Here is a 13,564-nt window from a genome sequence, read left to right as displayed (position 1 = left end):
GATTAGTAATTAATCAACCATTTAGTCTTATTGACACTTGTACGGATCAACAGATGTTTGTACCGAGTATGCTTAATTCGGGAAAGCAAATGTTGAATGAATATATCGAGCATTTAATGCCTAAAATATAATTTGACAGGACACCAAATAGTGTTGTATTCTATACTATATAAACGACACTATTTGGTGTCCAATTCTATCATGCCAATTAAGGAGAGAGTGATATTGGATAAAACCAAACCGGTCAGAGATGTATACGGAGCAATTGCTGACCCGACTCGTCGCAGGCTATTACGAATGCTTGCAGATGTACAAGAACTACCACTTCATGAGTTATTAGCACCTTTCGAAATGGGCCGGACTGCTGTTTCTAAACATTTGGCAATACTTAAAGAAGCAGGACTGGTAACTAGTAGAAAAGTAGGAAGGGAAACAAGATACCAGTTAAACGCCGTACCATTAAAGGAAATAAAAGATTGGCTTTCTTTTTACGAAAGTTTTTGGAAAGAAAAATTGAATAAATTAAATCAACTATTGGAGGAACAAAAAATGACGGCTGATGTATCATTAGATTTTCAATACACAAGTTCAATTGATCAAGTATGGAAGGCATTAACAGAATCAGAAACTCTAGCAAAATGGATTTGGGAGAATGATTTTAAACCTGTTGTTGGTCATACATTTCAATTCCGCTCTGAGCCTAATGAATGGTGGGATGGAATTGTTAATGGTGAAGTGCTCGAAATAGATGAGCCAAATAAACTTTCTTACACCTGGGCGAGTGCAGGTGAGACCACAACGATTACCTGGACTTTGAAAGAAGGTTCTGACGGAACGACACATCTTCATTTTGAACAAACCGGATTTAGTGAAGCGACAAAAGCTCAACCTGGGGCAATTGAAGGTGCAAAATATAGTTGGACGCAATTTGGTGAACAACTCAAAAATGTTTTGTAGACACAATGGTATGAATTACAAATCAACTCTCCCCTATCTTCTAGTGAGAAGTTGATACATATAGTTCTAGTTGAAACGCACCATTTGTGTTGCTTAACCAGATTTAAAAAATTTAATGAAGATTAAGGGAGGGGTATACCATGATACAGGAATTTATAGAAATTCGTGGTGCTCGGGAAAACAATCTAAAAAATGTATCTTTGCAAATACCGAAACGGAAAATCACTATTTTTACTGGTGTTTCAGGTTCTGGTAAATCGTCCATCGTGTTCGATACCATCGCGGCTGAATCGCAGCGCCTATTGAATGAAAACTTCAGCATGTTCGTTCGAAACTTTCTACCACGTATTCCGCAACCTGATGCAGATTCAATCGAAAATCTTAGCATGGCAATTATAGTTGACCAAAAACGTTTAGGGGGTGGGTCTCACTCAACCTTAGGAACCATTACAGACATCTCCCCATTACTTCGTCTTCTCTTTTCCCGGATAGGCGCACCTTATATTGGTGAGTCCTATATGTTCTCATTTAATGATCCACAAGGTATGTGCCCCGAGTGTAATGGAATTGGTCGTAAATTACAGATTGATATGGACAAAGCAATCGACATGTCCAAATCATTAAACGAAGGGTCTATCATGCTACCAGAATATAAAGTGGGCAATTGGGAAATGAATTTGCTAGCAGAAACCGGTGCCTTTGACTTTGACAAAAAACTACGTGATTATTCAAAGGAGGAACTTGATGAACTCCTTTATAGCAAAGCAAGAAAAGTGAAGGTACAAGTTTCTGGGAATTCCGTGAATATGACGGTTGAAGGTATCCTTGAGAAATTTACGAATAAATACATTAAACAAGATTTGAAGACAAAGTCCGAGAGAACACAAAAAGCAGTTGCACCATTTATCACAGAAGGTCCTTGTCCAAGTTGCTATGGTGCTCGTCTCAGTCAACAGGCACTTAGCTGTAAAATCAATAACTACAATATTGCTGAAATGGCTTCTATGGAAGTAACGCAACTCATCCATACCATTATGGAAATAAAAGACCCCGTAGCCGCACCGATGGTAAAAGCCATAACCGAGAGATTACAGCACCTAGTGGATATTGGTCTTGAATATCTCAGCCTAGATAGGGAAACAGATACCTTATCTGGTGGAGAATCCCAGCGTGTTAAGATGGTTAAACACTTAAGTGGAAGTCTTGTGGATGTTGTTTATATTTTTGACGAGCCGAGTGTAGGTTTACACCCAAGGGATGTATACCGCCTAAATGAATTGCTGAAAAAGCTTCGTGATAAAGGAAATACCGTTATTGTGGTTGAACATGATCCCGATGTCATTCAAGTAGCTGATCATATTATTGATGTAGGTCCATATGCAGGTGATAAAGGCGGCACAATTTTGTACGAAGGAAGCTTTGCTGGCCTTCTTGAGTCTGGTACATTAACTGGTAACCATATGAAATACTACATGCCAATTAAAGATCGTTTTCGTCAAGAAACCGGTAACCTATCCGTAGTAAACGCCACATTACATAACTTAAAAAATGTCAGTGTTGATATTCCTACAGGTGTATTAACGGTAATTACTGGTGTTGCTGGTTCTGGCAAAAGCACATTAATAAATGATGTATTTTTACAACAGCATCCCGATGCAATCGTGATTGACCAAAAATCTGTCGGTACATCTACCCGTTCAAATCCAGCGACCTACACAGGAATTATGGATGACATACGGAAAGCTTTTGCCAAAGCAAACAATGTGAAACCTGGACTATTTAGTTTTAACTCAAGTGGTGCCTGTGAGAACTGCCATGGTTTAGGTGTGGTTTATACTGATTTATCATTTTTGGAAAGTGTCAAAACTCCGTGTGAAGTATGTGGTGGCAAGCGGTTCAAAGAAGAGGTATTAGCCTACAAACTGAATGATAAATCAATCGCAGATGTATTAGAAATGACCATTGAACAAGCATTAGCATTCTTTGATATTAAAAAAGTCGTCAACACACTGCAAGCCATGAGTGATGTAGGAATAAACTACTTAACATTAGGCCAACCACTCAGCACATTGTCCGGCGGGGAATGCCAGCGCATTAAACTAGCAACCGAATTGCATAAAAAAGGAAGTATCTATGTCATGGATGAGCCAACAACAGGACTTCATATGTCAGATATTACTCATCTATTAAATATCATCAATCGCCTAGTAGATACCGGAAATACGGTCATCGTTATCGAACATAACTTAGACATCATCAGAAACGCCGATTGGATAATCGACATGGGACCCGAGGGCGGAACAAACGGCGGAAAAGTAATATTCGAAGGCACACCAAAGGAACTATCAAACGTAGAACAATCACTTACAGGGAAATACTTGGTTTAAGTTTAAAAGGTGCCTGTCACTTCCCGAACTTTGTCGAACGTCGACAAAGTTCGGGAAGTGACAGGCTCCAGAAATTAGCTAGTCTTCATTTCATAGATTTTTTCTAGTGTATGGACATGGTTCATCTTCGCTTCATCGTCTTCTGTGTAGAGATACCACTCCACAAGCCTGTACCCGAATCCGAGAATGATCATCTCGTGGACGTAATGATCGGTAATAGGCGATACATCCACATACTCCGAAAATCCTTTGTAATACGCGGGGACACATCGCTGGTAGTATTCAACCATATGATTGATATCCGCTTCATCCGCAATCAGACTTGCAAGATCCTCTCCAAGATAGCCCCATCCAGTTGTATCCCAATCAATGATCGCAATTTTCTCATCCGTATAGATCAGGTTGGTCACCCAGAAGTCCCGGTGGCATAATACGATGGGCAATTTTTCGATGCGGGCAAGTATCTCTTCTGCGTGCTCATCGAAGTCGACGAGCATTTGCCGCACATGCTGCGGGAATTGGCAATCCTCCGAACGTATATAATCGTAGACAACCGGCCATGACCGGTAATGGAAATAGGTATTCTTCATGAGATCCTTATTGCTCAGATTGGTCAGGCTTTGTAGCACTGCAGGCTGCTCCGCATACAGTTTGCCTTGATAGCGTCCTAACTCAAGCGCAGCCTGTTCATACATATCACCGGTCAAGTCTAAACCGGATACGCCATCAATATACTCCAGCCACAACTGGAATTCATTACCTTCACTATTGATTTCGGCATGATAACATGTCGGCCAGCGAAAGGCATCTGAGAACGTCGCTCCTAAGTCAGACGTATAGAGATCATATTCCCGGCGCCATGAACCCGGATCGCCGTAACGCTCCCATTTCTTCTGAGCTTTCAGCACGATACGGTACGGCAATTTTTCACCAACCACGGTTTCGGCATTCCCAGTTACCAGGTACACATTCCCCACAGTTCCACCCTGTAACCGCATGGTTTCGTAGTCAGCCGAGATGATATCCTTCTTGAACCGTTGGCTTAAGGCATAGATTAGTGTTTCGAATCTAATAATTATTTCTATTTCTTCCATCCTCCGTTTTTCTTTTTCTACTTTAAAAGGTGCCTGTCACTTCCCGAAATATGTCGAACACCGATATTTCGGGAAGTAACACAGGCCCCTATTCAACGCATCTTATAAATAATCTTTCGTATACTGTCAACCGACAAATGAAACTTCTGCCCTAATTCCTCGAATGACTTTCCATTCGTGTATAGGTGTAGAATTTCTTCGTTTCGCTTCGTAATTAGTGCTTTTGATCCACTAACTTCTCCCCACCCCACACGCTTTTGGTTTGCTTTGGGAATGTAAATTAAATCACCTTGAATATATTCCTGCATTTCCTTCAGCAAACTAGGGGGAAGAACCTCTTTTGCATTTTTGTACTGCACGATTTATGTCCTCCTTGTTCATATGAAAATAGTTATCAACAAAAACCCGTTTTGTGTCCAATATTTACAACCCCTTTCCAATGTTTATCTTATTAGAAAAACTCGCATTCGCTCAATCCAAAGCGAATGTGTTAGTTTTTCTTATGTCGGCGGAAAGCTTTTTATACTTTCCTAACTACTAAAAAATTATAAATGATTCCTTCGATTATTGAAAGATGATAATTTTCTGATATACAGTACTAAATGAATTGGGACCGTTAGAAACGGTCCCAATTAAGACTTCCCATTACTGGGAAATCACCTCTGTAATTATGTTCAACTTAAACCAGCTCCTTTCGCAAGAGTCTATCGGTCCGACACCTTTATTAACTCATATTCTTATCCCTTCTCACAAGGGAAAGAATAGGTATAATTATTTTATCCTTACTTTCGCTTCACCATCTATCCATTCCGGGTAAAAGACAAGCTCAATGATAATCGGCGATTGATATTGATCTAAATTCTTTTCATAGGATACACCCATTTTACTTACATTAATTTCTCTTGATGTAGTAAAGAAGGAACTACTTTCTAAAATTTTCCCATCCGTATCCTTTGTCTCTCCAAAAATATGTCCGTTAAATTCATTATCTGCATGTACATCTAAGGAAAGCGTATCCTTTTTTATTTTTAGATTCCTTAGTTTATTACCTTTTGGCTGCTTCAGTATCTCTTCCTTTTCCGTATCGATAACTAAATAGGCCTCCTCTTTGTCAAGAGCCTGAATTCGATTAAAGACAAGATAAAGCTCCTCTGGCTCGTGAAAATAATTACTTTGCAAATAAATTACTTTTTCCTTGTCAGATGGACCTCCCGATGCAGAAAATCCATTAGCAATTGCTCCCCATGTTTCCCCTGTTTCATCAACCAATCTAAGGTCTTCAAAATCCAATAGTTGCTTAGTATTATCTGGATCTGCTTCTACATGAACAGCAACCCTCGTCGGGTAAACCTCCACCGTTGTAACATGTATTTTCTGGCCATCAATTTCAGCGGTTTCATTAACTTCATAAACTTTCTTTGTTTTGACCGTTTCGTCTAGTGAAAACGGGATGCTGTATTCTTCTCCATACGCCTCAAAACTTAGTAAAAATTCATTCTCATGGTAGGGAGTCTGAAAGTAAAATTCCATCATACCTTGTTTCGTCACCTCATCATCACCATAATAGGTACCATAGTAAGAGGAGACACCATTATCAAAGTTCTCACCGGTCCGATCGGTTAAATCTGCATTTTCTATAGCTAGATTTAATTTTTTTTTCGAATCCCAAGAATAAAACAAAACGATACCTTGTTCATCAGCTATCACCCCGTCAATCGTGATACGTAATCCATCCTTTTCCACATATTCTCCAATTTCCTGGTAATAGTCATTTTCAATCGCCATCATCATCCCTTTATCATTGGAAATCATCTCAACAATTTTTTCCATGCCAGGAATGTTTGAAACATATGCCGCAAATACTGGTGAGACACGGATGGAAGTAACAAATGCCAAAAGTACGATAGCTACCAGTGCCACACTTAATCCCCATTTTATGCCGCGACGATTTCGCTTTTTCCCCTCTTTTGCCTGCAGGAATCCTTTCATAATCGCAGCATCTAGTTCATCTTCAGAAATGGGCGTTTTATCCAGTGACCGACCAAACTCCTTCAGTTTTTCTTCCTCCCTATCAAACATTTAGTTCTCCACCTTTCTCCTCCAGAATGTCACGAAACTTATTTAATGCTTTGTTCAACCATGTCTTGACGGTTCCTTCTGGTCGTCCCATAACAACAGCAATTTCCTTAATCTTTAGACCGTGAAAATACATCAGGGTTAAAACTTCCCGTGAAGTATCATCCAACTGCCCCATGGCATCCTGTATTTCCATGACGGTGTGATTATCAGTTGCTCCGAGTGAATGGATCTGTTCCTCACTTACAATGATTCGTTTCTTCAATTTCAATTGGTCATTGCAATAGTTAATCATAATTCGGATTAGCCATGTTTTCATATAAGAGGGTTCGCGGAGCGTATGAATCTTTTTATACGCGCGAAAGGTCACTTCCTGGATTGCCTCCATTGCCTCATGCTCATTTTTCAAATAAGCAATCGCTGTTTTATACAAATCTACTTTATAAGCCTTCATGACTTGCAAAAAGGCTGTGTCGTCACCTTTTATGGCTCGCTTTATTACTGTGTTTTCTATCAATCTGTAACCCCCTTACTGCTCTTTCTGTATATTAGACTATGAAGTTAGGAAAAAGTTTTATGGATTTTTTCTTGGAAGAGATTGCTAGAGGCATTCATTCCAAATAAAGTCACCTTAACTAATAGTAGCATTTTGCCCCGGGATTGATGGTAGGAGAAGCTAACCACCCATGAACGTTCTCAAACAATCCACTCAAGGTCAAGATTGTATATTTCCTTTTTTTCTAAAATATCTGTATTATGTTATAATTTACAGGCATTAGAAAGGTGTGATAAGGGTGTTAACCATTAAATTATTATAATGATTCCACTCATACAGATATTTCAAATGAAGAGTGGCAACCATAAAATTTAAAGGTAGGTAACATAGATTATGGAACAAAAAATTCTTAGCTTACTAAATGAAATATATCCTGTTGATTTAATAAAAGTAGAATCAGTAACAAATGAGATGTTCCGTTGTACCAGTAGAAAAGATGACTACTTCGCAAGAATCACAAACTACAAAAGTTATGATGAACAATTAGAAGAAGTTAATTATACAAACTTCCTGTATGAAGAAGGATTAGGTGTGTCACCAACAGTTTCTTCTTATAATGGTAAGGTAGTGGAGAAGATAACCCTTAACAACAATGAAGTATTAACCGTTCTTTATAAATCGGCTCCTGGTGCACACTTACCGAGAAACCAATGGAATGCCAATATTTTAAGGGAATTAGGAAGACAAATAGGCCGATTACATCGTTTTTCAAAAAAATTTGAAGAAATACACCCGGTTAAGTATATAAACGATTGGCATGATAATGAGGAATATGCTTTTCTTAAATATATCCCTAAAGAAGAACACACTATTAGAGATACTGCACAAGAGGTATTATCAACGATTAGAAAAATACCTAAAAACCTATCAAACTATGGATTGTTACATGGAGATTTGTGGTTAGAAAATATTTTAGTAGGTCATGATTCGAATCTTACAATGGTTGATTTTCAAGATTGTGAGAAAAACTTTTATATTTTTGATTTAGCAGTTCCGATATATAGTGCGATGGAATATTCGTTTATCGGAGGAGGTAACATTGTTGACTATGGACAGGGTATTACAAAAGCAATCATCGAAGGATATCAAGAAGAAAATGAATTACCCATGGAAATGTTAGACAAACTCCCTCTGTTTATTAGATTAAAAGAAATATTTGAGTATAGCTTAATGCACATGTACTGGGATGAAGACAAGCTAACTGAAGACCAGATAAGAATAATGAACCATTTTAGGTTGAGGATTGAACAAAATCATTCACTACTTAAAAGTTAGCACGATACATTTGCTGTTGCATGAAAGGCAGCGGGATTTCAATAGAGCAATGTTGATGATCAGCACTGCTCTTCTTTATTCTAGTAATACTGTTTCACCAAATGAGCTTGAATCTTGTTGTTTTACTCCATCCCAAATTTTGATAGTTCTGATGAATCGATTGGAATGTAATCTTAAAAACAAAATAGAGCTCAATAAGTTGAAACTTAACACCTTTGTTCCACGTCTAAATTTTAAAAGGGGGTTATTCTGATGTGTAAAAGAATGTTATTTATCGTTTTATTTTTATCAGTGGTAATGGTAGCTTGTAGTAATCAAATAACACCGAAAGAAATAAAAATTGTCTATGATAACCCAACTCCTGAAGAAGTTTTAACTGGGAATGAGAATGCAGATATATTTGTCCGTAATGGTATTGTATATACTAACGCAGAGGATATTGAATGGGTTAATGAACAAGATTTTACTTTAGGCGAGGAAGTTGGCGAAATTAAAAAACAGACTACCAATAGTGATGAGTTTGAGAATTACACTGCATCCAAATTGGAAGTTGGAACTAAAATATACGAAACCGTAGAAAAAGGCGACATCTATATTGTAATAGTGGATGATAAAGAAATTAGATATTTAGGATTAAGAGAAGGCTAACTAATCGATATTGTATTAATATTAAACCAAAAGCCCAGAAGAAGTATATTCCTTCTAGGCTTTGAAGTAGGTTAACTATTTTGATTAATTTCTATGATGAACCGTTGAATTGCTTCTTGTATACCCATCACACCTAAGTTTCCCTCTTTTCGCTTTCGTAAAGCTACAGATTGACTCTCTATTTCTTTATCGCCAATCACAATCATATAAGGAATCTTTTGTTTTTCAGCTTCTCTAATTTTCCACCCCATCTTCTCCGACCTGTCATCGACTTCTACTCGTAAGCCTGCTGATTCAAATTGGGATTTCACCTCATTTGCATAAGCGGCATGTGAATCGGATATAGGTATTATTTTTGCTTGTACTGGTGCCAGCCAAAGGGGAAACTCCCCAGCGTAATGTTCAATTAAAATCGCCATAAAACGTTCTACAGAACCAAAGATAGCTCTATGAATAATAACAGGACGATGAAGGTTATTATCCTCACCTACATAAGTACAATTAAACTTTTGCGGCATTTGAAAATCTAATTGGATTGTCCCACATTGCCAGCTTCTTCCGAGAGAATCTAATATATGAAAATCAATTTTCGGCCCATAGAATGCTCCATCACCTGGATTGATTTGATAATCAATCCCCTTCTCCTTTAATACAGATTCCAACGCTAATTCAGCTTTATCCCAGATAGCTTCAGAACCCATATATTCTTCCGGTCTTGTAGAAAGTTCTACCTTATAGTCAAAACCAAAGTGTCCGTATAGCTCATCAATCAGAGCAAGAACTTTCTCAATTTCGGATTCTATCTGGTCAACACGAACAAATAAATGTGCATCATCTTGCGTGAAAGAACGAACTCTTAAAAGCCCATTTAAAGAACCTGACAGTTCATGTCTATGAACTAATCCAAGCTCTGCATAACGGATAGGTAACTCTCGGTAACTTCTTCGTTTGCTATTATATATTAATATTGCTCCTGGGCAGTTCATTGGCCTAATGGCATAATGTTGTTCTTCCACATTGGAAAAGTACATGTTTTCATGATAATGGTCCCAATGCCCTGACTGTTCCCAAAGTTCCTGTTTCATCATAATAGGTGTTTTAATTTCCTGATAAGCTGCCTTTTGGTGCTTTTTTCTCCATAGGTTTTCAAGTTCATTGCGAATGACCATACCATTCGGCAAGAAAAAGGGCATTCCTGGCGCCTCTTCCATTGAAGTAAATAGTTCTAATTCTTGACCTAGCTTTCTATGATTTCTTTTTTCTACTTCCAACTGATTAGACATTTAATTTCCTCCTAATTTTTAATTTAAATATAAAAAGACCGCATTCCTCCCAACAGTAGGGACGAGTGCGGTCGTGGTTCCACCCTAATTCCATAAAGCTCCAGTAAGAATGCTTTATGCTTAGAAAATGATAACGGTTTTTCCGATTATAGATACTTTGATCAAGTCATTTCCCTATAATAGCTCCAAGGTGGTAAATCATTCACTTTTCTACAGGGATTTCAGCCAACGACCCTGTTCTCTGATAAGAAAACGATAAATGATTCATGTCCTTTTCATTGCCTAATTATTAAATTTATATATTAGAAAAACTCGCATTCGCTCGTCTTTTGACGAATGTGTTAGTTTTTCTTATGTCGGCGGAAAGTTTTTATACTTTCCTAACTACTAAAAAAAGACCGTACTCCTCCCAATAGAAGGGACGAGTACGGTCGTGGTTCCACCCTGATTCCAAAAACACTCCAGTAAGAATGTTTTATGCTCAAAAAAAGATAACGGTTTTCCCGATTATAGATACTTTGATCAAATCATTTCCCTATAATAGCTCCAAGGTGGTAAATCATTCACTTTTCTACAGGGTTTCCAGCCAATGACCCTGTTCTCTGTTAAGAAAACGAAGAATAATTCATGTCCTTTTCACAGCTAATTCAATTTGCAATTTATAGTTGCTCACCATTTTAGTACACATAGTGGAAAAGGTCAAGTAGCTAACTGACTCAGTTTGAGTGTAAGTTGAACAAACCTTAGCTTTTGACTGGCTGTTTGATATCCCACTTATAATTCGCCGACTCATGGTTGAGGGTCTTACATCTAGTTAATCTGCTATAAAATACTCTCCAGTAGATTACTAGGTTACCTAAATACACCACCCAATGTCCTACATCTTCTTTATACCGCTTCGCCATTACCCGAACAATTTGAGCAATGTGTATTAAATCATGAGCGAACCATGTGGATAATAATTGTTTTAATTTTACTTCGCCAAACTGAGGATGGATACCTATCAATTCTAGATTGGATTCAGATTGGATAAGCGTTTTAACTTTTTCTAAACTTTCTGCTCTACTTAACAAGCTTTTTTAAATCCCCAATCTCCAAACCGAAATAAGGTTCCTTTACTCCGTGATTAAAGAAGATTCTTTTCATTTGATCACTACTAATTCTTCCTACCTTGCATGATTTCTTCATAAGTCATCTTCGTACCATCCTTTATCTGAATCGGAAGCATCATTTTTCAACAGGATGTATCTTCACCAGCGCGCCACATATCAATTGTTGTATGGATAAACTGCTCCAATCCCGTATCCTCAATTTTTATCGTCTTTTTGACACGAATACAGCCTTTTCCATAATTATAGCCATCTAATAGAGTTTCTGCATTTGCTATCTTATCTATTGTACCCACATAGAAGCTGACATAATGTTTTTGTGCGTTTAATGCAAAGATATAGTTATCCTCTTTACCATAATTCAACATCTTATAGCGTATCACCTCTTCCAACTCGGGTGCATAAGCAAGAATCATTTGTCGAATTACGAGCAATCTCTCTTTTCGCCAATCATTTTCGAGCATATCTAAATATTCTTCCGCATTCTTTGCATCATATTGCATATAAAGTCTCACTCCTACTTTTTTAATTTTAATGTTTGGGAATACACGTACCTCATCTCACTACCAAGTAAAAAATCATCCAATTTCGATTATTTTATATAACAATTTTACAATTCTTTGTTCGATGTGTCTAATGTCCTTTGTAGAATCAAATAGAAATCCCTTTTCTCATCAAATCAACTACTATCTCTACAGATTCTTAAAGACACAGGGGTCAGAACTGGTCCATACACCAAAATAGACCATTCTTAAAACTACTATAAAATGAGAAAGACCAGAGATATTACCATGTCTTCGGTCTTATTCCTCTATTTACTAAAAATGTATAAACCTCCAGAAAATACAGATGCTATATTCAATGAAAAGCATACGGAATATTGGAGGACTATACATGACCGAAAAACCTAAAATGAGTTCAGTAGAATTTGGCGCACTATGGTTGACCTATCATAAAAAAGGCGTCATTTTACGGATGTTAGAGTACTTTATTGAGAAAGCTTCTGACCCAAAAGCGAAAGAGCTTATGTCTGGTTTGTGGGAGCAACTTCACAAAAAAAAACGATTGAAATGAAAACCTTAATGGAAAATGAAGGAGCTGTTGCCCCGGAGGGATTCACCAAAAAAGATGTGATTCTAGAGGCACCAACGTTATGGGAAAATGGTTTTGATATTATGTTCAGTCGAATTCTAAAAGAAATCAGCTTAGGATTATATGCAAATCATATACCATCGACCTATCGTAAAGATATCATTATGCTATACAGTGATCTCACGAAGCTATCAGATACGTATTATGAACATTTCACACAATATCTTCTTGAAAATAATTTTCTATCCCGGCCAACTTATATCAATATGCCAAAATCAATTGATTATATCCAGAATAAGGATTATGTAAAAGGAACAAATATTCTTGGAAAAAAACGCCCGATTAATTCCGTTGAATATAGCAACATATATCGTTTAATTGAGACGAATATTTCAGGTATGCAGCTATTGGAAGGATTTATCCAAACGGCAAAGGATGAAGAAATAAAGAAATACTTTACCAAAGGAAGAGAACTTTCTAAAAAAGTTATAAGGGAGTATTCAAACATTGCTCTAGAGGATAATATTCAACCACCTGCTACACCTGGTGGCACAGTAACTAATTCAACAATAGCGCCATTCTCTGAAAAGCTAATGATGTATTGTAATTATCTCCTTTCAGGACTTAGCCTTGGGGCAGGAGGTTTTGTGGCTGGTTTTAGTTTAAGGAATGACCTGCAAATTAAGAATGCAGTCTTCGCCAAAGACATCTTTGAATACCAACGGGAAGGTATTATGCTCATGATATCGAAAGGCTGGTATGAGGAACCACCGAAAATGGATTTATAATTCATTTAAGGAGTTTGCCCTATGGATAAATCACTATGGATTATTGTTCTTCTCGGTGATTGTGGGGTATTTATTACATAGAATTTTTCAAAAAGCTGATTACTTTATAAAGGTAGTCTGCTTTTTTTGAATTCAGAATGGATAGATGATCAAATTGCTTATTCAAGCAATGGCCACGATTGCAGAAAAATAAAGTTCTAGTTCCTCGCTTAACGAACGAGGAATTAGGATTTTATTTCTTCATTTATCAAATTATTCCTAACCAAAACTAAATTGTATTGGAATACCAATTCCCTCTT

General features: G+C 37.4%; 12 protein-coding genes, 2 pseudogenes and 2 other annotated features. Of the genes and pseudogenes, 7 read left to right on the top strand and 7 right to left on the bottom strand.

Annotated elements, in window-relative coordinates; translation table 11 throughout:
* Positions 1-201: 201 nt before the first annotated feature.
* From K332_RS24785 to K332_RS0107095, 3 genes and pseudogenes are all read left to right on the top strand, one after another.
* A pseudogene (locus K332_RS24785) lies at positions 202-549 on the top strand (ArsR/SmtB family transcription factor); the annotation flags it as partial.
* Positions 550-957 carry an SRPBCC family protein gene (locus K332_RS24380; RefSeq protein ID WP_026906826.1) on the top strand — a complete coding sequence of 136 codons (408 nt, stop codon included), beginning with the start codon at positions 550-552 and terminating at the stop codon, positions 955-957. It begins immediately after the preceding pseudogene.
* A 140-nt stretch (positions 958-1,097) separates the two neighbouring features.
* Positions 1,098-3,344, top strand: a complete 2,247-nt coding sequence (locus K332_RS0107095; protein ID WP_026906825.1) for an ATP-binding cassette domain-containing protein — start codon at positions 1,098-1,100, stop codon at positions 3,342-3,344.
* A 74-nt stretch (positions 3,345-3,418) separates the two neighbouring features.
* Here the strand turns inward: K332_RS0107095 and K332_RS0107090 are convergent, their stop codons facing one another.
* The 4 genes from K332_RS0107090 to K332_RS0107075 form a co-directional block, all read right to left on the bottom strand.
* The gene (locus K332_RS0107090; RefSeq protein WP_026906824.1) at positions 3,419-4,423 is read right to left on the bottom strand and encodes an aminoglycoside phosphotransferase family protein; all 1,005 of its coding nucleotides are present in this window, start codon (positions 4,421-4,423) and stop codon (positions 3,419-3,421) included.
* A 107-nt stretch (positions 4,424-4,530) separates the two neighbouring features.
* The gene (locus K332_RS0107085; protein WP_026906823.1) at positions 4,531-4,797 is read right to left on the bottom strand and encodes a CD3324 family protein; all 267 of its coding nucleotides are present in this window, start codon (positions 4,795-4,797) and stop codon (positions 4,531-4,533) included.
* A 412-nt stretch (positions 4,798-5,209) separates the two neighbouring features.
* Entirely contained in the window at positions 5,210-6,517 is a 1,308-nt protein-coding gene (locus K332_RS0107080) for a DUF4179 domain-containing protein (RefSeq protein ID WP_026906822.1), read from the bottom strand.
* A complete protein-coding gene (locus K332_RS0107075) occupies positions 6,510-7,031 on the bottom strand; it encodes a sigma-70 family RNA polymerase sigma factor (RefSeq protein ID WP_026906821.1) in 522 nt (173 codons plus the stop codon). Before K332_RS0107075 ends, K332_RS0107080 begins: the two co-directional genes overlap by 8 nt.
* A gap of 372 nt (positions 7,032-7,403) precedes the next feature.
* Between K332_RS0107075 and K332_RS0107070 the strand changes: the two genes are divergently transcribed.
* Positions 7,404-8,345, top strand: a complete 942-nt coding sequence (locus K332_RS0107070) for a phosphotransferase enzyme family protein (RefSeq protein WP_026906820.1) — start codon at positions 7,404-7,406, stop codon at positions 8,343-8,345.
* Positions 8,346-8,597: 252 nt separating this feature from the next.
* Positions 8,598-8,993, top strand: coding sequence for a hypothetical protein (locus K332_RS0107065; RefSeq protein ID WP_051359375.1), 396 nt, complete (start codon positions 8,598-8,600; stop codon positions 8,991-8,993).
* Between the two features lie 71 nt (positions 8,994-9,064).
* On the opposite strand, the gene thrS is transcribed toward K332_RS0107065, so the two are convergent.
* The 3 genes and pseudogenes from thrS to K332_RS0107045 form a co-directional block, all read right to left on the bottom strand.
* Positions 9,065-10,276 (bottom strand): threonine--tRNA ligase, encoded by a 1,212-nt coding sequence (gene thrS, locus K332_RS22075; RefSeq protein ID WP_051359374.1) that lies wholly within the window; start codon positions 10,274-10,276, stop codon positions 9,065-9,067.
* Between the two features lie 54 nt (positions 10,277-10,330).
* Positions 10,331-10,564 (bottom strand) — a binding site (T-box leader).
* Between the two features lie 126 nt (positions 10,565-10,690).
* Positions 10,691-10,925, bottom strand: a binding site (T-box leader).
* A gap of 199 nt (positions 10,926-11,124) precedes the next feature.
* Positions 11,125-11,319, bottom strand: a pseudogene (locus K332_RS24840) (DinB family protein); the annotation flags it as partial.
* 191 nt (positions 11,320-11,510) lie between these two features.
* A complete protein-coding gene (locus K332_RS0107045) occupies positions 11,511-11,888 on the bottom strand; it encodes an iron chaperone (RefSeq protein ID WP_026906818.1) in 378 nt (125 codons plus the stop codon).
* 391 nt (positions 11,889-12,279) lie between these two features.
* On the opposite strand from K332_RS0107045, the gene K332_RS23215 reads away from it, so the two are divergent.
* Positions 12,280-12,459, top strand: coding sequence for a hypothetical protein (locus K332_RS23215; RefSeq protein WP_051359372.1), 180 nt, complete (start codon positions 12,280-12,282; stop codon positions 12,457-12,459).
* An 8-nt stretch (positions 12,460-12,467) separates the two neighbouring features.
* Positions 12,468-13,265 (top strand): DUF3231 family protein, encoded by a 798-nt coding sequence (locus K332_RS22065; protein WP_169727353.1) that lies wholly within the window; start codon positions 12,468-12,470, stop codon positions 13,263-13,265.
* Positions 13,266-13,564 lie beyond the last annotated feature (299 nt).

The sequence above is a fragment of the Paucisalibacillus globulus DSM 18846 genome, assembly GCF_000482485.1.
GTDB lineage: Bacteria > Bacillota > Bacilli > Bacillales > Amphibacillaceae > Ornithinibacillus > Ornithinibacillus globulus.
This window is presented reverse-complemented; position numbering and strand designations above follow the sequence as displayed.

Excerpts from the sequence above, each read along its gene's own strand:
- K332_RS24380 (WP_026906826.1), top strand. The coding sequence starts at position 550 with ATGACGGCTGATGTATCATTAGATTTTCAATACACAAGTTCAATTGAT.
- K332_RS22065 (WP_169727353.1), top strand. The coding sequence starts at position 12,468 with ATGGAAAATGAAGGAGCTGTTGCCCCGGAGGGATTCACCAAAAAAGAT.
- K332_RS0107045 (WP_026906818.1), bottom strand. The coding sequence starts at position 11,888 with ATGCAATATGATGCAAAGAATGCGGAAGAATATTTAGATATGCTCGAA.
- K332_RS0107080 (WP_026906822.1), bottom strand. The coding sequence starts at position 6,517 with ATGTTTGATAGGGAGGAAGAAAAACTGAAGGAGTTTGGTCGGTCACTG.
- K332_RS0107095 (WP_026906825.1), top strand. The coding sequence starts at position 1,098 with ATGATACAGGAATTTATAGAAATTCGTGGTGCTCGGGAAAACAATCTA.
- K332_RS0107070 (WP_026906820.1), top strand. The coding sequence starts at position 7,404 with ATGGAACAAAAAATTCTTAGCTTACTAAATGAAATATATCCTGTTGAT.
- K332_RS23215 (WP_051359372.1), top strand. The coding sequence starts at position 12,280 with ATGACCGAAAAACCTAAAATGAGTTCAGTAGAATTTGGCGCACTATGG.
- K332_RS0107065 (WP_051359375.1), top strand. The coding sequence starts at position 8,598 with ATGTGTAAAAGAATGTTATTTATCGTTTTATTTTTATCAGTGGTAATG.
- thrS (WP_051359374.1), bottom strand. The coding sequence starts at position 10,276 with ATGTCTAATCAGTTGGAAGTAGAAAAAAGAAATCATAGAAAGCTAGGT.